The 19115-nt window shown below is 70.2% G+C and carries 20 protein-coding genes; 13 read left to right on the top strand and 7 right to left on the bottom strand.

From position 1 onward, the window contains the following. Positions 1-160 precede the first annotated feature (160 nt). Complete coding sequence (locus ACFWF2_RS19530; protein ID WP_379308841.1) at positions 161-970, top strand: hypothetical protein; 810 nt, start codon at positions 161-163, stop codon at positions 968-970. Between the two features lie 60 nt (positions 971-1030). Here ACFWF2_RS19530 and ACFWF2_RS19525 read toward each other — a convergent pair whose 3' ends face one another. The 4 genes from ACFWF2_RS19525 to ACFWF2_RS19510 all read right to left on the bottom strand — a co-directional run bounded on the left by ACFWF2_RS19525 (position 1031) and on the right by ACFWF2_RS19510 (position 4624). Continuing rightward, on the bottom strand, positions 1031-1708 hold the full coding sequence (locus ACFWF2_RS19525; protein WP_379308840.1) for an urease accessory protein UreD: 678 nt from the start codon (positions 1706-1708) through the stop codon (positions 1031-1033). Continuing rightward, on the bottom strand, positions 1698-2405 hold the full coding sequence (gene ureG, locus ACFWF2_RS19520; protein ID WP_379308839.1) for an urease accessory protein UreG: 708 nt from the start codon (positions 2403-2405) through the stop codon (positions 1698-1700). The genes ACFWF2_RS19525 and ureG overlap by 11 nt, the downstream gene beginning before the upstream one ends. A 37-nt stretch (positions 2406-2442) precedes the next feature. Beyond that, on the bottom strand, positions 2443-3093 hold the full coding sequence (locus tag ACFWF2_RS19515) for an urease accessory protein UreF (RefSeq protein WP_379308838.1): 651 nt from the start codon (positions 3091-3093) through the stop codon (positions 2443-2445). A gap of 61 nt (positions 3094-3154) precedes the next feature. Continuing rightward, complete coding sequence (locus ACFWF2_RS19510; protein ID WP_379308837.1) at positions 3155-4624, bottom strand: MFS transporter; 1470 nt, start codon at positions 4622-4624, stop codon at positions 3155-3157. A 91-nt stretch (positions 4625-4715) separates the two neighbouring features. On the opposite strand from ACFWF2_RS19510, the gene ACFWF2_RS19505 reads away from it, so the two are divergent. The 3 genes from ACFWF2_RS19505 to ACFWF2_RS19495 all read left to right on the top strand — a co-directional run bounded on the left by ACFWF2_RS19505 (position 4716) and on the right by ACFWF2_RS19495 (position 7240). Continuing rightward, complete coding sequence (locus ACFWF2_RS19505; protein ID WP_379308836.1) at positions 4716-5417, top strand: TetR/AcrR family transcriptional regulator; 702 nt, start codon at positions 4716-4718, stop codon at positions 5415-5417. A 90-nt stretch (positions 5418-5507) separates the two neighbouring features. Beyond that, the gene (locus ACFWF2_RS19500) at positions 5508-6488 is read left to right on the top strand and encodes a zinc-binding dehydrogenase (RefSeq protein ID WP_379308835.1); all 981 of its coding nucleotides are present in this window, start codon (positions 5508-5510) and stop codon (positions 6486-6488) included. Between the two features lie 74 nt (positions 6489-6562). After that, positions 6563-7240, top strand: coding sequence for a class I SAM-dependent methyltransferase (locus tag ACFWF2_RS19495; RefSeq protein WP_379308834.1), 678 nt, complete (start codon positions 6563-6565; stop codon positions 7238-7240). A 74-nt stretch (positions 7241-7314) separates the two neighbouring features. Here the strand turns inward: ACFWF2_RS19495 and ACFWF2_RS19490 are convergent, their stop codons facing one another. Further along, the gene (locus tag ACFWF2_RS19490; RefSeq protein ID WP_379308833.1) at positions 7315-8535 is read right to left on the bottom strand and encodes a DUF418 domain-containing protein; all 1221 of its coding nucleotides are present in this window, start codon (positions 8533-8535) and stop codon (positions 7315-7317) included. 147 nt (positions 8536-8682) lie between these two features. Between ACFWF2_RS19490 and ACFWF2_RS19485 the strand changes: the two genes are divergently transcribed. The 8 genes from ACFWF2_RS19485 to ACFWF2_RS19450 all read left to right on the top strand — a co-directional run bounded on the left by ACFWF2_RS19485 (position 8683) and on the right by ACFWF2_RS19450 (position 15721). Further along, positions 8683-9078 carry a hypothetical protein gene (locus tag ACFWF2_RS19485; RefSeq protein ID WP_379308832.1) on the top strand — a complete coding sequence of 132 codons (396 nt, stop codon included), beginning with the start codon at positions 8683-8685 and terminating at the stop codon, positions 9076-9078. A 73-nt stretch (positions 9079-9151) separates the two neighbouring features. Next, positions 9152-10135 carry an alcohol dehydrogenase catalytic domain-containing protein gene (locus tag ACFWF2_RS19480; RefSeq protein ID WP_379308831.1) on the top strand — a complete coding sequence of 328 codons (984 nt, stop codon included), beginning with the start codon at positions 9152-9154 and terminating at the stop codon, positions 10133-10135. A gap of 119 nt (positions 10136-10254) precedes the next feature. Next, positions 10255-11181 (top strand): acyl-CoA desaturase, encoded by a 927-nt coding sequence (locus tag ACFWF2_RS19475; protein ID WP_379308830.1) that lies wholly within the window; start codon positions 10255-10257, stop codon positions 11179-11181. 8 nt (positions 11182-11189) lie between these two features. Then, a complete protein-coding gene (locus ACFWF2_RS19470) occupies positions 11190-11453 on the top strand; it encodes an acyl carrier protein (RefSeq protein WP_379308829.1) in 264 nt (87 codons plus the stop codon). After that, complete coding sequence (locus ACFWF2_RS19465; protein ID WP_379308828.1) at positions 11450-12340, top strand: class I SAM-dependent methyltransferase; 891 nt, start codon at positions 11450-11452, stop codon at positions 12338-12340. Before ACFWF2_RS19470 ends, ACFWF2_RS19465 begins: the two co-directional genes overlap by 4 nt. Then, the gene (locus ACFWF2_RS19460) at positions 12337-13566 is read left to right on the top strand and encodes a cytochrome P450 (RefSeq protein WP_379308827.1); all 1230 of its coding nucleotides are present in this window, start codon (positions 12337-12339) and stop codon (positions 13564-13566) included. The genes ACFWF2_RS19465 and ACFWF2_RS19460 overlap by 4 nt, the downstream gene beginning before the upstream one ends. Beyond that, positions 13563-15281 (top strand): fatty acyl-AMP ligase, encoded by a 1719-nt coding sequence (locus tag ACFWF2_RS19455; RefSeq protein WP_379308826.1) that lies wholly within the window; start codon positions 13563-13565, stop codon positions 15279-15281. Before ACFWF2_RS19460 ends, ACFWF2_RS19455 begins: the two co-directional genes overlap by 4 nt. Beyond that, on the top strand, positions 15278-15721 hold the full coding sequence (locus ACFWF2_RS19450; protein ID WP_379308825.1) for a PaaI family thioesterase: 444 nt from the start codon (positions 15278-15280) through the stop codon (positions 15719-15721). Before ACFWF2_RS19455 ends, ACFWF2_RS19450 begins: the two co-directional genes overlap by 4 nt. Before the next feature lie 84 nt (positions 15722-15805). Here the strand turns inward: ACFWF2_RS19450 and ACFWF2_RS19445 are convergent, their stop codons facing one another. After that, complete coding sequence (locus ACFWF2_RS19445) at positions 15806-16747, bottom strand: SMP-30/gluconolactonase/LRE family protein (RefSeq protein ID WP_379308824.1); 942 nt, start codon at positions 16745-16747, stop codon at positions 15806-15808. 166 nt (positions 16748-16913) lie between these two features. On the opposite strand from ACFWF2_RS19445, the gene ACFWF2_RS19440 reads away from it, so the two are divergent. Further along, on the top strand, positions 16914-17795 hold the full coding sequence (locus ACFWF2_RS19440; RefSeq protein WP_379308823.1) for a LysR family transcriptional regulator: 882 nt from the start codon (positions 16914-16916) through the stop codon (positions 17793-17795). Positions 17796-17837: 42 nt separating this feature from the next. On the opposite strand, the gene ACFWF2_RS19435 is transcribed toward ACFWF2_RS19440, so the two are convergent. Continuing rightward, the gene (locus tag ACFWF2_RS19435) at positions 17838-19094 is read right to left on the bottom strand and encodes a cytochrome P450 (RefSeq protein WP_379308822.1); all 1257 of its coding nucleotides are present in this window, start codon (positions 19092-19094) and stop codon (positions 17838-17840) included. Positions 19095-19115 lie beyond the last annotated feature (21 nt).

Genomic DNA, 19115 nt, shown 5'->3' with positions numbered 1-19115 from the left:
GGCCGGGTGGTTCCCCGAACCACCCGGCCTGCGTCGTTCCAGTTGCCTTTGCGCACACCGGCATTCCGGGGTGCCATTGTTTCGGACCCATCCGGGTCCGGCACCGGTCCGAATGTCGGAGGTCATATGTGAGACCAATCCCCAGGATGAAAGGTGATCTATGGCGACGGGGAAACACAGGGCACCGAGCCCGCAGCGACAAAAGGTAGGTTCGGTCGTCGCGGCCGGAGCGGTCCCCCTGGTCATGGCCCTGATCGGCACGGGCACCGCGAATGCCGACCCCACGCAGGCGGCGGTGACCCAGCCCGAGCACCCGGCCGGACCGGTGTTCGACGCGGTGGCGCCCAACACCACTCCGTATGTGGGCCAGCAGATGCCGGAGAATACGCGCAGCTCGCTGCAGTGGTCGCGGACCGGCCCGGAAACGGGTTACCTGTCTCCGGTGGGCACGCTGCACGCGCCGGCCCCGGTCGCGCCGGTGCCGCCGATCCTGCCGCCGCCGGGGCAGTTCCGCTTCGGTGACCAGCTGGTTCCGGTGCCGGACTTCGTTCCGGTCGACACCTCGATCCAGATCAACGACGCCTCGGCCAACACCGAGGCCAATCTCGCGACGTTCCTCGACTCGGTCGGGCTCGAGCGCAGCCGTTCGGACCGGATCGCCTCGTCGACCCTCGGCTCCGCGGCGCGCGGCGCTGCGGTCGGGTCGACCGTGGCCACACCCTTCGCCATGGCGGCGAGCACGGCGGGCGCGGTGGCCGGCCTCGTCACCGGTGTCGTCTTCTTGCCGATCGGCCTGGTCGCGGGCCCGATCCTGGGCGGGATGGCCGCCTACACGGCAGTGTCGGTGCCGTTCACGATCGTCGGCGCCGGAGTCGGCGCCGCGGTGGGTGCGGTGAGCGGTTTCCTCGCTCCGCCGCGAGCGGCGGAGCCGGATTCGATCGCCGACGAAGCGGAGATGGTCAGCGCCTGATCCTCGGGAAACAGCAGTGGGAGCCGGATATCCCTCCGGCTCCCACTGTTCTTTCGTGCGCTACCTGACGGCCGCCGCGACCGGCATGCCGGCACTCAGCCGAGCACTCGTGCGGGTCGCGAGTGAACCGCCGGCGGCAAGCGGCAACCGAACCGCGTCGATGCTTCCCGCCCAGGCGGCTCGATCGTCCGGATAGAGCAGTTCGCTGTCGAGCGCACGCGGCGCACGCAGCCGGTCGTCGGTGGACGCTCCTGCCCCGAGCTCGAGGCGGTGCCGCAGCAACGGGATCTCACCGAGGTCGGCCACCAGGTCACCACGCCATCCGCCGCTGTCCTCCCCGCTGCGCCCCACCTGCACGCGTTCGCGCAGCCGTAGCCGGGCATCGGACGCCAGCTGGACCATGGTCACCGTGTGATGGTGCGCGCCGCCTGCCACGATCGTCGGCTCCGGGTCGAAGTCCAGTTCGGCGCCGGCCCCGATCTCGAAGCGCCAGTGCGCCACCGACAGCGGGGTGCGAGTGCTCGGCAGCGCGATCGTCGCCGCCACCGACCGGACGACCAGCCGCGCACCGGGCAGCACCACGATGCCGATGTCGAGTTCGTCCCCGCCGAGCGGGGTCGCCGCCGTGCCGATCAGATGCACGGTGTCGGCACCGGTGTACCGCCCGGCCAGGCCGCCCACCGCCTCGATGCGGGGCAGCCTGCCCGGTGCGGCGACGATGCTCAGCTCAGTGCGCAACGCCGGTGGCCGCGTCCTGCTCGGCGGCGACCCGCAGCTGTTCGCGCACCCAGGCCAGCACCGGGGTGGCGGCCGGGTCGTCGGTCAGCGATACCAGGGCGGTGGGGCGGCCATCGCGCACCTTGGCCGCGTCGCGTTCCATGACACCGAGATCCGCGCCGACCAGCGGAGCGAGGTCGGTCTTGTTCACCACCAGCAGGTCGGAGAAGGTGACGCCGGGGCCACCCTTGCGCGGCACCTTGTCCCCGCCCGCCACGTCGACGACGAAGATCTGCACGTCGATCAGGCCGGAGGAGAACGTCGCGGTGAGATTGTCGCCCCCGGACTCCACCAGGATCAGATCCAGCGGCGGGTTGGCCGCCACCAGGTCGTCGATCGCGTCGAGGTTGGCGGTGATGTCGTCGCGGATGGCGGTGTGCGGGCAGCCGCCGGTCTGCACGGCGGTGATCCGCTCGTCGGGCAGCACGGCGTGCCTGCGCAGGAAGTCCGCGTCCTCGGTGGTGTAGATGTCGTTGGTCAGCACGGCCAGGGACAGTTCCTCGCGCAGCTGCCTGCACAGGGCGGCGACCAGCGCGGTCTTGCCGGAGCCGACCGGGCCGCCGATGCCGATGCGCAGCGCCTCACCCGGCGCGCGGTGACGCTTGGGGCGGTCGTGGCTGTGATCGTGCGGTTCGCCATCGATCAGATGGGGAGGCATGGGAACTCCTTCTCGTTGGGACGGGGATTCGGTGCGGCTAGGACGCGAACAGCGGCATGTCGCGGTGCAGATGACGTTCGGCGAGCGCGTCCTGCACCGGATCCGACAGTGCGGCCAGACCGGTGGCGGCTTCGGCGGCGATCCGGTCGCACAGCGGCGCGAGCCGCATCGTGCCCGCGGCGATGGCGGCGGGATCGAGGGCGAGCAGGCGCTGGGCGGCGGTGGCCGCGCCGGTGAGCGTCGTGTAGACGACCACGCCCGCGAGCTGTTCGGGGCAGGCCGCGCAGGCGGCGCCGACCATGCCGAACACCGTCGACAGATGCGGCCGGGCCCCGGCGGGAGCCCAATCATGATGCGGCCACAATTGTTTGGCCAGCCGCAGCAGACCGCGGCCCTGGGCGCGCGAGGCGGCGCGGGCGGCAGGCGACGGGGTGCGGGCGTCGGCTTCGAGTTCGGCGCGTTCCGGGGTCAGCGTCGCAGCGCAGACCGCCGCAGCGAGCGAGGCGGCGACGAGCCCTGAGGTCGCGATCCGCCTGCGCAGGTACAGCTCGACAGTCGCGTTGTCGCGCACCAGTCCCGACGACACCGCCTCCTCGACGCCGCCGGAGTGCACGTGCCCGCCGATCGGCAGGCGCGAATCGGCCAGCGCGAGCAATGTCGCCAGGCCGGCCGCACCCTCGTTCCGCATCCGCCGATCCTATGCAACGAACCTGGACATCCGCCCGATGAGGGCGACCGGCGGTCCTCGCTCAGCGGGTGTCGCGCGCCGAGCGCCAGGCCAGCACCGCCATCGCGATCAGCAGCAACGCGCCGCCCGCGGTCGCGACATGCATACCGCTGACGAAGGATTCGCGCGCGGCATCGATCAGGCCGGTGTCGCCGTTCGCGTGGGTGAGTGTCTCACCGAGCGTGTCGCCGAAGTCGCCGCCGGACCGGAAGACGAGTGCGGCGACCGAGCCGAACAGCGCCAGACCGAGCGCATTGCCCAGCTCGAAACTGGTCTCGGAAATACCGACCGCCGAGCCGGCCCGTTCGGCGGGGACGGCCGACACCGCCACATCCGACACGAGCGTGAACGAGATGCCGTAACCGATACCGGCGATCATCGAACCCAGGATGTACCAGACCAAGCCGCCGTCGACACCGACGCCGAGCAGCATCAGATTGCCGACCGCCGACATCACCAGGGCGAGCGTGAACGTCGCCCGCACACCGAGCCCGCGTCCGACCCGCGCGCCACTCATCGAGAACACAAAGACCGCGACCGCCATCGGAATACCCAGCAGCGCGGCCTGCAACGGATCGCGGCCGGTCACCGACTGCAGGTAGATGCTGGTCAGGTAGCTCAGCGCGGCCAGCGACATCATGCCGACCAGGCTCGCCCCGATCGCCACCCGGAACAGCGGCCGGGTGAACAGGCCGAGGTCGAGCAGCGGCTCGTCCAGGTGCCGCTGCCTGCGCACGAACGCCACCAGCACGACGACACCGATCGCGGCGATCCCCAGCGAGGTCAGGTCGAAGCCCTCGGCGGCGATGTGCTTGATCCCGTAGATCACCGGCAGGATGCCGCCGATCGACAGCGCGACGCTGGGCAGATCGAGCGGGCCGAGCGCGGCCGATCGGTGCTCGGGCAGCAGAATCGGCCCGAAGATCAGCAGGATCGCCAGCACCGGGATGTTGATCAGGAACACCGAACCCCACCAGAAGTGGTGCAGCAGCAGTCCGCCGATGATCGGCCCGACGGCCGAGCCACCGGCGAAGAACGCGGTCCAGACGCCGATCGCGGTCGCGCGCTCGCGGGCATCGGGGAACAGGCTCGAGATCAGCGCGAGGCTCGACGGCAGCAGGGTCGCGCCGCCGATGCCCATCAGCACGCGCGCGGCGATGAGGATCGCGGCGGTGGGCGCGAACGCGGCGAGCACGGAGGCGAGGCCGAAGACGGTGGCGCCGACGAGCAGGATGTTGCGCCTGCCGATCCGGTCACCGAGGTTGCCCATGGTGATGAGCAGGCCCGCCAGCATGAAGCCGTAGATGTCGAGGATCCAGAGCTGCTGGGAGGCACTGGGATCCAGGTCGGCCGTGAGGGTCGGCATGGCGAGGAACAGCACCGAGATGTCCATCGACACCAGCAGCACCGACAGCAGCAGCACGCCCAATCCGAGCCATGCGCGGCGTCCACCGGCGACTGCGGTGGGCACCGCCGGTTCCAGCTTCGTCATTCCGACATCCTTCCAGGGGTTTGCGTACACCGTACGCGGGGAACGGGTACAGTGTACGCACGCACGGGCAAAATCGAAAGTGAGTCATGGGATGACTGAAGCGAAACTCACTCGGACCGCGATCGTCGACGCCGCGATCACCCTCGCCGACGCCGACGGATTGGACGCGGTGTCGATGCGCCGCATCGCCGAACGGCTCGAGGTCGGCACCATGTCGCTGTACCGGCACGTGGCGAACAAGGACGAGTTGATCGCGGCCATGACCGACGAGATCGGCGCCCGGCATCCCTACCCGGATCCGACGGGACAGGGCTGGACCTGGCGCGACCGGGTCCGCATCGCCGCGGAGATCGATTGGGACCTCTACCAGCAGCATCCCTGGGTGCTGCTCACCTTCGCCGTCCCCCGCTACAGCTTCGGCCCGCAGGGCCTGACCAGCCTGGCCTGGCTGGTCGAGGGCCTGCGCGCGCTCGACGTCTCGGCCCGCGAGGCCACCACCATGGCGTTCACCGTCTGGAACTACATCTCCGGCGCGAGCCTGCCGGTGGTCGGTGGTGCGCTGCTGGCGGAGAAGCGCACGGCGACCGACGACGCGAACGGCTTGCGCGACCTCCTCGACGGCACACCGTCGTTCCCCGTGCCGCCCGCGCTGGCGGAGCTGAACGGCGCCGGCGTGAGTGAACTCACCTCGGAGGATCTGCTGTTCCTCGGCCTCGACGCCCTCTGCGACGGTTTCGCCGCCCGCGCCGAACGCCGCGCCGGTGCGACGGTCTCGGGGAACGAACGGAACTAGCGCTCGGCCGCGCCTCGGATGGCCGACCTCGGCTCACCTGCTGAGCCGATGACTTGACCTCGAGCACTGTTCAGGTTGAACAGTGGTCCCATGCACGCAATCCGACTGCACGACTTCGGTCCGGCCGGCAATCTCGTCTACGAGTCCGTCCCCGATCCCGAACCAGCGCCCGGCCAGGTGCGCATCGCGGTGGCGGCGAGCGGTGTCCATCTGGTCGACACGGCACTGCGTCGCGGCGAACCCGGTCCCTTCCCCGTCCCCACCCTGCCGACGGTGCCGGGCCGCGAGGTCGCCGGGACCGTCGATCGCGTGGGCGAGGGTGTCGACCCCGGCCTGCTCGGCACCCCGGTGGTCACCCATCTGGGCGCCGCGCCCGGCGGTTACGCGGAATTCGCGACGGCCGACGCCGACCGGCTGCTGACCATCCCGGACGGAGTCTCGGCCGCCACCGCGGTCGCGATGCTCGGAACCGGCCGCACCACCCTGGGCATCGCGCTGTTCACCGATCTCGACGCGGACAGCGTCGCCGTGGTGACCGCGGCGGCGGGCGGCATCGGGACCCTGCTCGTGCAATACGCCCGCGCGGCGGGAGCGACCGTGATCGGTGTGGCAGGCGGCCCGGCGAAGGTGCGCCAGGTGGCGGCGAACGGCGCCGACATCGCGGTCGACTACACCGTCGAGGACTGGCCGGAGAAGGTGCGCGCCCAGCTCGGCGGCAGGGCGGCGACCGTAGTGTTCGACGGCGTCGGTGGGGCGGTCGGGTCCGCCGCGGTCGACCTGCTCGGCCCCGGCGGCACGCATCTGATCTTCGGCTGGTCCGCCGGCACACCGACCGTCGTCGATCCGGCCGCGCTCGCGTCCCGTGGCATCACCTCGCGCTCCGTGCTCGGTCCGCCGATGATCGAACGCGCCGGCGGTGACCTACTCACCCTGTCCCGGCGTGCGCTGACCGCGGCGGCCGAGGGCCTGCTCACCCCGGCGATCACCGAGTTCTCCCTCGCCGAGGCCGCTCTGGCCCACGAGTCTCTCGAAAATCGTTCCACGACAGGAAAAGTCGTTCTGATCCCCTGATCAGGGCGATGCTCTTGCCGTAGACCACGGTATGGCGTGCGGCGTGCGGCAGCGCGGTGGTGAAGACTGAGGGCATGACCGACGCGCAGTCGTCCGCCGATCGTCGTCTCGCCGCCCAGGCCTTGGCGGCGAACGATCCGACCGGATGGTTCGAACCGCTCTACGCCGAGGCAGCGGCGGGCGGCACGGTCGTTCCGTGGGACCGCGCCGAACCCAATCCGCTCCTGGTCGACTGGCTGACCGCCAGATCGATCCCCCAGGGCGCCCGCGGCCTCGTCATCGGCTGCGGGTACGGCACCGACGCCGAATTCATTGCCGCCCAGGGCATTCGAACCACCGCTTTCGACATTTCCCCCACCGCGATCCGCGGTGCCCGAGCCCGCTTCCCACAGTCTCCGGTCACCTACAAGGTCGCCGACCTGCTGCACCCGCCCGCCGCGTGGCTCGGCGCGTTCGACCTGGTGATCGAGTCGATCACGGTCCAATCGCTGCCACCCGAGGTCCGGGAATCCGCTATCACCAGCATCCAACACCTCCTCGCCCCGGACGCCACCCTCCTGGTCATCGCCGATATCGCCACCGCCCCGGCCCTCGGCCCGCCCTGGCCGCTCACCGCCGCCGACATCGACGCCTTCGCCGCCCCCGACCTCATCCCGGTCCGCATCGAACGCCTCCCCCGCCCCGACGCGCCCGGTCGCCACCGCTGGCGCGCCGAACTCCACCGCCCGCCGGCTGCCGACACCCCTGCCTGACCGACTACCTCACCCACACTCCGGATTCCCTACCGCGAAGGTGTGGCACCCGGGCCCGGTACCGCGACCAGCACTCACCGGGGTTGTGCCGCCGCCATGTCGGCAGGCCGCCGCCACGCCGGGAGCTGCAGGTAGGTCGCCGCGCGCAGTACCCACTCCACGGGGCCGTACGGATGCCCGCGCAACCACCACGCACTGATCGCGAGCTGGGCGGCGAAGGTGACCAGCGCGATGGCGACGACACCGAGCGGCGGGACCTTGTCGGCCAGGGCGAACCCGTAGCCGGTGTAGACGACCATGAGCACGATCGACTGGCCGATGTAGTTCGAGGCCGCCATCCGGCCCGCCGGGGCGAGCAGAGCGGCGAAGCGGCCGGTGCGGGCCGACTGGGCGAGCCGGACGACGACAGCGACGTAGGCGAAGGTCATGGCCGGGGCGACGAGGTACTGCAGGCCGTGGATCAGGGCAGGCGCGTTCCACCAGTTCATGATGTCGGCGAAGGTCAGCGCGGAGATCGGCAGGCCGAGCCCGAAACCGAGGACCATCGCACGGGTGGACCAGCGGCGCTGGATGTCTCGATCCTCGAACAGGTTCCGCTTGCCCGCCGCCATGCCGAGCAGGAACATGGCCAGGCTGGGGATGCCCTGACCGAACCAGATCAGCAGCAGGAACACCGGCGCGATGGACGTCTGCGCGGCGAACGTGCTCGCGAAGCTGCCCGTGTAGTCGGCGGACAGTTTCGGCAGGTCGAGGAACTCGCCCAGCGCCAGAATGCTCGTCTCACCCGGCAGGAAGCTCCACACCGACCACACCAGGTACAGCACGACGGCGGTGATCACCGCGGTGCGCGGCCGCAGCTTGCGCAGCAGGATCAGGTGCAGGCACAGGAACGCGTACAGGGTGAGGATGTCGCCGATCCACAGCAGATACACGTGCACGAGCCCGATCGCCATCAGCGCGGCACAGCGGCGCAGCAACCGCCGGGCCGGTGCGGCGCCCGCCCGCTGCGCGGCCGCGATCTGGAGGGTGAACGAGTATCCGAACAGGAACGCGAACAGCAGGTAGAACCGTCCGGTGAACAGCGCGTCGACCGTGGCGCGCACCAGGTGGTCGACGGTGCCGTCGAACAGCGGCACCGGCTTTTCCTTGGTACCGACCGCCGACCACAGGGTCGTCGCCACGATCACGTTGGTGATCAGGATCCCGAACAGGGCGAACCCGCGCAGGATGTCGACCTCGGCGATCCGCCGACCGGAAGCCGCTGCGGGCGAACGTGTTCCGAGTGCCTCTGCCATGGGGTGAGCGTAGGCCTACCGGCAGGTCGACTTCGTCCGCCGCGCGGGCGATTTCCGGACGACACCGCCGCCCACGCTCATCAACCCTGCGGCGTATTGACTTCCCGTCCCCGCGCTGCCTCGGCGCCTGCCACCTAGACTTCGGGCGTGTCCCACCCCACCCCTGATGTGCCCGCCGCCGTCGAATCCCTGCATGCCGACCTGGCGCGGTGGCTGGGCACGGCCGCCCCCGACGAGGTCTTCGACCGCTTCGCCGCCGCCCAGCATCCGGCATTCACCATGGTCACCACCGCGGGCGAGGTGGTCGCCAGGGATGACCTGCTGACCGGCCTGCGCGCGGCCCACAACGCGCAACCTGGCCTGACGATAGAGATCACCGACATCGAGACCGTCCTCGACGACGGCACCACGGTGGTGATCCGCTTCCTCGAACGCCACCTCGTCGGCGGCATCGTCACCGCCCGCCGGGTCACCGCCGTCCTCGTCACCGACGGCCAAGGCGGACTGCGCTGGCGCACGGTCCACGAGACGCCCCTGGCCTGACCGGCCCGGCTCGGCCGCGGTGCCACAATGGGACAAGGCTCGTGCAGAACTCGCAACCACCACGGAGGCGGACATGCAGGCAGTTGTCATCGACCGGTTCGGCGAACCGAAGGACGTGCTCACCGCGCAAGAGGTGCCGCCGCCCGCGCCGGGGCCGGGTGAGGTGCGGATCGCGATGACGCTGTCACCGATCCACAACCATGATCTCGCCATCATCCGCGGCGTCTACGGCTACCGGCCCCCGCTGCCCGCGATCCCCGGCACCGAGGCGGTCGGCGTCGTCGACGCGGTCGGGCCGGGCGCCGGGATCCAGGTCGGGCAGCGGGTCGCCGTCGCGGGCGCCCGCGCGACGTGGGCGGAGTACTTCCTCGCCCGTGCCGAGCAGGTGGTCCCGATGCCGCCGACGGTGTCCGACGAGACCGCCTGCCAGCTGCTGGCCATGCCACTCAGTTCGCTGATGCTGCTCGACGATCTGCGGGTGCAGCCGGGACAGTGGATCACGGTGAACGCCGCCAACGGCGCGGTCGGCCGCCTGGTGAATCTGTTCGCGCAGCAACGGGGCGTGCACGTGCTGAGCCTGGTTCGCGGCCCCGGCTCGGTGCGGGCGATGGAGCAGATCGGCTACGGGCCGGTGATCGACACCGAGGTCGAGGGCTGGGCGGCCAGGGCGGCCTCGGTCACCAACGGCGAGCCGATCGTGCGGGCCGTCGACCAGGTCAGCGGGCAGGCGGCGGGCGCACTGATGTCGCTGCTCGCCCCGCGCGGCGAACTGGTCTCCTTCGGTGCGCTGTCGGGTCAGCCGCTGATCATCGACACCGGCGCCGTCATCTTCAAACAGGCTGTGGTCAAAGGCTTCTGGGGGCAGCAGCGCAGCGCCGAGATCGACCACGCCGACTATGTCCGCCTCGTGCACGAACTCGTCGGCCGCGCCGCCGACGGCACGCTCCGCCTGGAGGTGCAGGCGGAGTTCCCGCTCGACGGCGCCGCCGACGCGGCCGTCCTGTCGGAAACCCCCGGTCGCAACGGCAAGGTGGTGTTGCGCGCCGGCGCGCGGTGACACCGCCATACACAAGTCCGATCCGACGATCGAAGCCCACGGCGAGCGCACGCCGTGGGCTTCGCCCGTTGTTACGGTCCGACTGTCCGGCTGGCGGATTTCGAGCTGACGAGGGTGAGATGACGCGCGACGACACCGTGCCGCGGAAGAAGACGATCAGCAACCCCTACATCCACCGGCTGCAGCGCAGGCACTTCCTGCTGTTCGATGTCGCGCCGATCGCCGGAACCGTTGCCGCACTGGGTTTCCTGTTCGTGCGGCCGTTCGGTGTCGTCGAGTTCGCGCTGCTGTTCGGCATGTGGCTGGCGACCGGACTCGGCATCACGGTCGGCTATCACCGGCTGTTCACCCACCGCACCTTCCACACGACCACCGCGGTCGCCGCCGTGCTGGCGGTGCTGGGGTCGATGGCGGGTCAGGGGCCGGTGGTGTCGTGGGTGGCGTTGCATCGGCGGCATCACGAGTACAGCGATCGAGCGGGAGATCCGCACTCCCCCAACCTCTCCGGTGACGGCGTGCGCGGCGTGCTGCGCGGGCTGGCACATTCGCATTTCCTGTGGATGCGCCACCACGAGTACCCGAATGTCGTCCACTACGCACCCGACCTGATCAAGGATCGCTCGCTGATGCGGGTCACCCGGTTGTACTACTGGTGGGTGGGTCTCGGCCTGCTGATCCCGACCGTGCTGGGTGGACTGCTCACCCTGAGCTGGACGGGCGCCGTCAGCGGGCTGCTGTGGGGTGGGTTCGTGCGGATCTTCCTGCTCGAGCACATCGTCTGGGCGATCAACTCGTTCCTGCACAGGGTCGGCACCCGCCCGTACCGGTCCAGGGAGAACAGCCGCAACGGCGGTGTGTTCGCGCTGATCACCCTCGGTGAGTCCTGGCACAACAACCATCACGCCTTTCCCGAGTCACCGTCGTTCGGATTGCACTGGTACCGGCTCGATCCCGGCTACTGGCTGATCTGGACGCTCGAAACCTTCGGTCTGGCCTGGGATCTCAAGATCCCGTCGGCCGACCGGCTGGCCGCCAAACGCGCATAGGAGCTGACATGGACACCAGCAGAGAAGCCATTGTCACGTGGTGCCAGGAGTATCTCGGGCAACTGCTCGAGGTACCGGCGGCCTCGATCGACCCGCTCGCCGACTTCGACCGTCTCGGTGTCGATTCCGCGCTGGCGGTCGCCCTGCTCATCGAGGTGGAGGAGCGGTTCGGCGTGGATCTGTCGCCCGACGATCTCTACGAGAACCCGACGCTCGACGCGGTCGCGGGTCATCTGCACGAGCAGCTGACCGCCCCCGCCACGCACTCGTGACCGAGGTGGCCGACACCGCCCGCGCCGAGGCGGCGGCCGCGGCGATCCGGCACCACTACGACATCGGCAACGACTTCTACCGCCTGTGGCTCGACGAGTCGCTCAGCTACTCGTGCGCCATGCCCGAATGCCCGAGTGACACACTCGAATCGGCGCAGGAACGCAAGCTCCGGCATCACCTGAGCGCGGTCGGCGCCGATCAGGCGGAGTCGGTGCTCGACATCGGCTGCGGGTGGGGTGCGGTCCTGGCGCGGGGCAGCAGGGAGCACGGCGTTCCGCATCTGGTCGGCTTGACGCTCAGCGACGAGCAGGCAGCTCATGTGCGTGCGTTGGCGTTGCCCGGTGTCGAGGTCCGCGCCCAGAGCTGGGTGCACTTCGAACCCGGTTCCCGGTTCGACGGCATCATCTCGATCGGCGCGTTCGAGCATTTCGCGCGACCCGACGACCCGCCTGCCGCGAAGATCGCGGTCTACCGGGAGTTCTTCACCCGCTGCCGGGACTGGCTGACCACCGACGGCACCTTGTCGCTGCAGACGATCGCCTACGGCAATATGCGCCGCGACCAGGCCAGCGCGTTCATGCAGCAGGAGATCTTCCCCGACGCCGATCTGCCGACGCTCGCCGAGATCACCGCGGCCGCCGACGGCCTGTTCGAGATCGCCACGCTCACCGACGACCGGCTCGACTACGCCTGGACCTGCGAACAGTGGGCGCGACGGCTGCGCGAGCACCGGGCCGAGGCGGTCGAATTGGTCGGCGCGGAGACCGTCGCCCGGTACGAGCGCTATCTGAAGTTGTCGGCGCTCGGGTTCCGGATGGGCAAGCTGGGACTGCTGCGGATCGTCGCCCGGCCGTACCCCGACGCCTTCTTCCGGAGTCGGCGATGACGCTCTCGCAGGCCCGGTTCAACCCGTTCAGCACCGAGTTCCGCCGCGACCCCTACCCCGTGTACCGCGCGCTGCGGGAAACCAGGCCGGTGCACAAGACACTCGGCATGTGGGTGCTGACCCGTCATCCGGACGCGCGCGCTGTCCTGCACGACAAGTCGTTCAGCGCGGGCCTGATCCCGAAGCTGGTCACCGAGCAGGCGCGCAGGCTCGGTCAGCCGGAGGTGGCGCGGATCGACCGGCTCGGCCGCGCCTCGCTGGTGTTCACCGACAATCCCGAGCACGCGCGGCTGCGCGGATTGGTGAACAAGGTGTTCACCGCGCGCACGATCGCGGCGCTCGAACCTGTGGTCGCCGCGGTCGCCGAACGGCTGCTGCGTCCGGCGGTCGCGGCGGGCGGCGTCGACGCGGTCGCCGACCTGGCCGCGCCGCTCCCGGTGGCGGTGCTGTGCGAGTGGATGGCGCTGCCGACGGCCCTGCACGCCTGGGTCGGCGGCTGGACCAACGACATCCGTTTCCTCCTCGAACCCGGACTCATGAAGGCAGCGGATCTGGCGCGGGTGCGCACGGTGGTCGAGCTGTTCGCCGACGCGCTGGCGGAGGTGCTCGCCGAACGCCGCGCCCGGCCTGGTGACGATCTGATCAGCCGGTTGCTCGCCGCGCGCACCGCAGGCGGCGACCACCTCACCGACGAGGAACTGATCTTCGTCTGCATCATGTGTTTCGTCGCGGGCACCGAGACCACCAAGTCGCTGATCGGCACCGCGACGCTGGCCCTGCTGCGGCACCCGGATCAGGCCGCCATGGTGCGCCGGTCCCCCGAACGGCTCGGCGCGGCCGTCACAGAGGCCTTGCGCTACGACACGCCGCTGCAGTTGACCAAGCGGCAGGCGACCCGGGACGTGGTGATCGGCGGGGAGACGATCCGCGCGGGCGATCACGTCCTGGTGTGCTTGGGCGCGGCGAACCGGGACCCCGAGGTCTTCGCTCGTCCCGACGAATTCGACATCACCCGCACCCCCGGCGCGCACCTCGCCTTCGGGCACGGCATGCACGGCTGCCTCGGCGGCGCGCTGGCCGAGCTGCAGACCCGCATCGCACTGGACGCCTTGCTCCGCAGGCATCCGCGGCTCACCACGCCGAGCGCCGGATTCCGCTGGCAGGAGCACAGTTTCCTGCTCCGCGGTCTCGACAGTCTCCCGATGTCGTTCGGGGCGAGCAGATGACCCGGCCCGTCACGTTGCTGCCCGATGTCCTGCGCGAGCGCGCCCACACCGATCCGGACCGGGTCGCCTACCGCTTCCTCGACGACACCGGCGCCGAGGCCGACCGGCTCACCTACGCTGCCTTGCACGCGCGAGCGTCCGCCGTCGCGGCGCAGTTGCGTTCGGTGTGTAAGCCGGGCGAGCGCGCGCTGCTGGTCTTCCCGCCGGGGCTGGATTTCCTCGCCGCGTACTTCGGCTGCCTGTACGCGCGGGTGATCGCGGTTCCGGTGAATCCGCCGCGCCGTGACCACGTCCCGCACGCCACCCGATCGATCGGGCAGGACTGCGCGCCCGCGGCGGTCCTCACCGTCAGCGCGACACTGCACCCGCTGCGCACCACGCTGGGACCGCTACTGCCGCAAGCACACTGGGTCACGGTGGATACCGTCGGCCGTGCCGAGTTCGCCGCCGAGCCACTCGAGCCTGACGCGGTGGCTTTCCTGCAATACACCTCCGGCTCCACGTCCACGCCGAAGGGAGTCATGGTCTCGCACCGCAATCTCGCCGCGAATCAGGAGATGATCCGGCAGGCGTTCGGGCACGACAGTGGATCCACTGTGGTCGGCTGGGCGCCGCTGTTCCACGATCAGGGACTGATCGGCAATGTGCTGCAACCACTCTGGGTGGGCGCGACCGGCGTGCTGATGTCGCCCGCCACCTTCGTGCGGCGGCCGCTGCTGTGGTTGTCGGCGATCAGCGAGTACCGCGCGCATTCCAGCGGTGGACCGAACTTCGCCTTCGACGCCTGCGTCGCCAGGGCCGCCGTCGAACCGCTGCCCGACCTCGATCTCACCAGCTGGCAGGTCGCGTTCAACGGCGCGGAGCCGATCCGCCCGAACACCCTGGCCCGGTTCACCGAAACCTTCGCCCCACACGGATTCCGGGCCACATCGCTGTATCCGTGCTACGGACTCGCCGAGGCGACGCTGCTGGTCACGGGCAGCGACAAGGGTCGCGGGCCGCGCACCCTGACGGTCGACACCGAGGCGCTCGGCGCGGGCCGCTACCTGCCCGCCCGGCCCGGCAAGGCACGCACGCTGGTGAGTTCGGGCCGGGTGCTGACCGGTGAACGGCTGCGGATCGTCGACACCGCCACGCTGCGGCCGTGCCCGCCCGGCCGCACCGGGGAGATCTGGGTGGCCGGTGACCATGTGGCGCAGGGGTATTGGCAGCGACCCGAGGCGACCGAGGAACTGTTGCGAGCGCGCACGGCCGACGATCCGCGCACCGCGTGGCTGCGCACCGGCGATGTCGGGCTGCTGGTGGACGGCGAACTGTATGTCGTCGGCCGCACCAAGGACATGGTGATCATCCGTGGCCGCAACCACTACCCGCACGACATCGAGGACACCGTGCAATCCGCACACCCCGCGCTCCGGCATGGGAGTTCGGCGGCCTTCGCCTATCCCGGCGACGCGGGCGAGCGCCTCGTCGTCGTGCAAGAGCTGCGCCGAGACCGGCTCGACGCCGACCCCGCCGAGGTGATCGGCGCCATCAGAGCCGCGGTGATCCGCGAACACGAACTCGCCGTCGGCGACCTGGTGCTGACGCTGCCGGACCAGCTGGCCAAGACGAGCAGTGGCAAGATCATGCGATCAGCCGCCCGCGCGCGGTACGCGGCGGCAGGATTCGCGGCATGGCCGCACACCCCCGAACAGAGGAGCCGGACCCGATGACGACGCAGGCCCCGAACCCCGATTTCGCCCAGGTGGTCCCCGCCGCGGTGCTGTCCATGCCCGCCGCCGCCCACCTGGGCTTCCACTTCGGCCGGATCGAACCCGGCGAGGTCGAGATCGTCCAACCCCACCGCCCCGAACTCACCCAGCACGACGGCTACTTCCAGGGTGGCGTCCTCGGCTCACTCGCCGACTTCGCCGCCGGCTCGGCCGCGGGCACCCTGCTGCCGATCGGCTGGGTCAACATGACCATCGATTACACGGTGAAGATCCTCGCACCTGCCAAGGGCGCTACGGTGATCGCGCGCGGCCGGGTGATCAAGCCCGGCGCGCTGCTCACCATCGCCGCCGCCGACGTGTTCTCCGTCGACGACACCGGCGAAACCCTCTGTGCGACAGCCCTGGTCACGATGCGCAACGTCCGCATCGCCACACCGTGAGGTCGCGATCTCGATGCCTGCCCCGAGGCACCTCGGCTGTCGACGCCGCCTGATGGTCCTCGCGTCGCCGTGCAGCGCTTCGAATCATCGTGGCCGGTCGACAGCCACGGCCGAGTAGGGAGTGGTCGGGGTGGGGGCCGTGCCGAAGCGGGCGTTCGGGAGGTACAGGCGGTCACCGTAGGCGGCGATGGTGGCCGGAACGTCGAAGCGCGGGTCGGTGATTCGGCGGTCGAGTGTGCCGACGGTGCCCGCGGGGTCGAGGGTGATCATCGCGATCGCGTTGCGGCGGTTCTGGACTGCGAACAGGGTGGTGTCCTGGAGGAGCAATCCGTCACCGTCGGTGAGCGATTCGCCGCCGAGATCGACTCGGCGCGCGAGGCCGGTGGTCGGGTCGACCCGGAACAGCTGACCGGTGACCGACTGGACGATCAGGAGTCCGGTGCCGTCCGGGGTGCGGACGATGCCGTTGGCGTTGAAAGCTCCTGGGACGTAGTCGATGTCGCCGGTGAGGGGGATTCGGACCACCGCGTCGGGTGGTGGGAGCGCACCGTCGGGACCGATCGGCAGGTGGTACAGGACGGGGGCGAACGAGTCGGTGACCCACGCGCCCTCCGGGGTGAGGACCATGTCGTTGACGAATGTCTGTGGTCCGGTGGCGAAGTGGTAGGTCGCCAGTACCGCGCCGGTCCAGGCGTCGACGACGCGGAAGTCGCCGCCGGTGCCGCCCGCGACGAACAGCCGGCCGCGGTCGTCCAGTCGCAGGCCCAGTGCCTGGGTGCCGGGGCCACGGGTCAGCAGGTCGCCGTGCCCGGTCACCAGGTTCGCTCGGTAGATGGAACCGTCTGCCATGGAGCCGAAATAGGCGATCGGGAGCGATCCGATCGCGACGCCCTCCGCCTGGAACCCGGCGGGCAGCGCGATAGTGGTGGGGAACAGTGGGTCTTCTGCGGCCGCCCGGTGCGATGGCATCAGCACGGTAGCGGCGACACCGACCAGCGCGGCCGCGGTCGCGAGAACTCGCTTCATCTCATCCTTCTCTCTGGGCACGGTGCGCGCGAGCCTGCCGCCGCGGCCCGCATCGGTGGAAACCGGCTGAGCCACTGATATTTTCATGGACTCCATCTCACCCCGCGCCGATCGATGAATCCAACACATGTTTGTCACCGCACCGATCGTGATTCACGATGGATCCATGGAGCTCCAGCAGATGCGGTATGTCCTCGCCGTCGCCGAGACGAACAGCTTCACCCGGGCCGCCGAACGCTGCCTGGTCGTGCAGTCCGCGCTGAGCCACCAGATCGCCCGGCTGGAACGGGAATTGGGCGCGAAGCTGTTCGAGCGCACGAGCCGACGGGTGCGGCTCACCGCGGCGGGGGTGGCCTTCCTGCCCGCTGCCCGCCAATGCCTCGACGCGGCCGAGCGGGCGGCGGCGGAGGTCGCGGCCGCCGTCGGCGAGGTGCGGGGCAGGCTCGCTGTCGGCCTGATCCCGACGGTCGCCGCCGTCGACCTGCCCGCCGCGCTGCGCGATTTCCGCGCGCGGTATCCGCACGTGCGGATCAGCCTGCGGGTGGGTGCCAGTGAGGACCTCGCCGACCAGGTCGAGCAGGGCTTGCTCGATGTCGCCTTCCTCGGCCTGCCGACCACCGTGCGACCGCGCGGCGTCGCGGTCCACGAACTCGCCCGCGACAGACTCGTCGCGGTGGTCGCACCGAACCATCCACTCGCGACCGAGCCGGCGGTCGACCTGCGCAGGCTCTCGACCGAGGTCTTCGTCGACCTGCCCGCGGGCACGGCGGGACGGATCCAATCGGATCTCGCGTTCGCCGCGGCGGGCCTGACCCGCGACGTCGCCTTCGAAGTGACGACCGCGGACTACATCGCCCGCCTCGTCGGGCAAGACCTGTGCGTGGCCATGATGCCCGCCGCCCACGCGCCGCAGCTCACCGGCGTGCGCACCGTCGAGGTCACCGACGCGCCGACCCGCATCGAGTACATCGTGTGGAACCGCACCGACCGCAGCCCGGCGGCGACGGCTTTCCTCGCGGCCCTGGATATCCCGGCAGATCAGCACTGACAGCCCCGCCGGTGGAACCGACGGGGCTGTAGCGAACACGGATCAGGCCGGGGTGACCGCGACCTGCAACGATTCCAGACCGCGGATGACGACATTCGGCTTGAACGGCGGGTTCTCCGACCGCAATTCGAACGTGCCGACCTTGCGCAGCAGCACGTCGAGCAGGATCTCCATCTCCAGCAGCGCCAGCGGGGCGCCGAGGCAGTAATGGATGCCGAGGCTGAACCCGAGGTGCTTCTTGGCCGGGTTCATCGGATCGGAGTACCGGGTCAGGTCGACCCGGTCGGGATCGGGGTAGGCAGCCGGATCGTGGTTGGCCGAGTTGATCAGCACCACAACGCCTTCGCCTTTCTCGAACTCGTGCCCGGCGACGGTGATCGGGCGGGTCGCGGCGCGCGTGGTGATCTGCACCGACGGGTCGAGCCGCAGCAGTTCGTCGGGGGCGACGGCGAGCAGTTCGGGACGGTCGCGCAGCAGCTGGACCTGGTCGGGGTTGCGCAGCAGGCGCAACATGCCGGTGCCGATCAGGTTGGCCGTGGTCTCGTGGCCCGCCACGAAGGTCGTGATGCAGGTCGCGAGGAGTTCCTGCTCGGTGAGCACATCGCCGCGGTCCTCGACCTGGGACAGCACGCTGAGCAGGTCGTCGCGCGGGGTGACGCGCCGTTCGTTGAGCAGTTCGCGGAAGTAGCCCATGAATCCGCGCGAGGCGGCGCTGCGGGCGCTCAGGCATTCCTCGGGCAGCGTGTAGTCGTGGTCGAAGCCGCGGGCCAGGTCCTGGGACCACCGGTGGACCTGGTCGTAGGCGTCCTCGGGCACACCGATGAGTTCGCAGGCGATGATCAGCGGCAGCGGGTAGGCGATCATCTCGACGAGGTCGAATTCGCCCGCGGCCAAAGCGTCGTCGACGAGTTGCTCGCACAGCTGCTCGATCCGCGGGCGCAGCCGGGTCACCATGCGCGGGGTGAACCCCTTGGTGACGAGGTTGCGCAGGCGGGTGTGGTCCGGCGGCTCCATCCACAGGAACGAGGTGGGCAGTTCCTCGGCCGCGTTCTCCGGCGACACCGTCGGGTGCATCATCGCCGCTTCTTCGGCGTGGCTCCACGCGGTGGTGGACAGCACCGCGGCGCAGTCCTCGTACCGGGTCAGCACATGGTGGCCGAGCGGGGTCTGGTGGATGGGACCCGCTTCGCGCAGCACGCGGGCGGGGGCATACGGATCGGCGCGGCCGTCCGGCCCGAACAGCTGGACCAGTGCGGTCTGGACTGCCTGGGCATCGATCGGGGAAGTCGTGGAGGTCATGGGTGGGTCTCCTGTGTTCTC

It is taken from the genome of Nocardia sp. NPDC060259 (assembly GCF_042728775.1).
Lineage (GTDB): Bacteria > Actinomycetota > Actinomycetes > Mycobacteriales > Mycobacteriaceae > Nocardia.
The sequence above is the reverse complement of the archived record's forward strand: the minus strand, read 5'-3'. Positions and strand labels throughout refer to the sequence as shown.

Excerpts from the sequence above, each read along its gene's own strand:
- ACFWF2_RS19530 (WP_379308841.1), top strand. The coding sequence starts at position 161 with ATGGCGACGGGGAAACACAGGGCACCGAGCCCGCAGCGACAAAAGGTA.
- ureG (WP_379308839.1), bottom strand. The coding sequence starts at position 2,405 with ATGCCTCCCCATCTGATCGATGGCGAACCGCACGATCACAGCCACGAC.
- ACFWF2_RS19515 (WP_379308838.1), bottom strand. The coding sequence starts at position 3,093 with ATGCGGAACGAGGGTGCGGCCGGCCTGGCGACATTGCTCGCGCTGGCC.
- ACFWF2_RS19510 (WP_379308837.1), bottom strand. The coding sequence starts at position 4,624 with ATGACGAAGCTGGAACCGGCGGTGCCCACCGCAGTCGCCGGTGGACGC.
- ACFWF2_RS19505 (WP_379308836.1), top strand. The coding sequence starts at position 4,716 with ATGACTGAAGCGAAACTCACTCGGACCGCGATCGTCGACGCCGCGATC.
- ACFWF2_RS19500 (WP_379308835.1), top strand. The coding sequence starts at position 5,508 with ATGCACGCAATCCGACTGCACGACTTCGGTCCGGCCGGCAATCTCGTC.
- ACFWF2_RS19495 (WP_379308834.1), top strand. The coding sequence starts at position 6,563 with ATGACCGACGCGCAGTCGTCCGCCGATCGTCGTCTCGCCGCCCAGGCC.
- ACFWF2_RS19490 (WP_379308833.1), bottom strand. The coding sequence starts at position 8,535 with ATGGCAGAGGCACTCGGAACACGTTCGCCCGCAGCGGCTTCCGGTCGG.
- ACFWF2_RS19480 (WP_379308831.1), top strand. The coding sequence starts at position 9,152 with ATGCAGGCAGTTGTCATCGACCGGTTCGGCGAACCGAAGGACGTGCTC.
- ACFWF2_RS19475 (WP_379308830.1), top strand. The coding sequence starts at position 10,255 with ATGACGCGCGACGACACCGTGCCGCGGAAGAAGACGATCAGCAACCCC.
- ACFWF2_RS19470 (WP_379308829.1), top strand. The coding sequence starts at position 11,190 with ATGGACACCAGCAGAGAAGCCATTGTCACGTGGTGCCAGGAGTATCTC.
- ACFWF2_RS19460 (WP_379308827.1), top strand. The coding sequence starts at position 12,337 with ATGACGCTCTCGCAGGCCCGGTTCAACCCGTTCAGCACCGAGTTCCGC.
- ACFWF2_RS19455 (WP_379308826.1), top strand. The coding sequence starts at position 13,563 with ATGACCCGGCCCGTCACGTTGCTGCCCGATGTCCTGCGCGAGCGCGCC.
- ACFWF2_RS19450 (WP_379308825.1), top strand. The coding sequence starts at position 15,278 with ATGACGACGCAGGCCCCGAACCCCGATTTCGCCCAGGTGGTCCCCGCC.
- ACFWF2_RS19445 (WP_379308824.1), bottom strand. The coding sequence starts at position 16,747 with ATGAAGCGAGTTCTCGCGACCGCGGCCGCGCTGGTCGGTGTCGCCGCT.
- ACFWF2_RS19440 (WP_379308823.1), top strand. The coding sequence starts at position 16,914 with ATGGAGCTCCAGCAGATGCGGTATGTCCTCGCCGTCGCCGAGACGAAC.
- ACFWF2_RS19435 (WP_379308822.1), bottom strand. The coding sequence starts at position 19,094 with ATGACCTCCACGACTTCCCCGATCGATGCCCAGGCAGTCCAGACCGCA.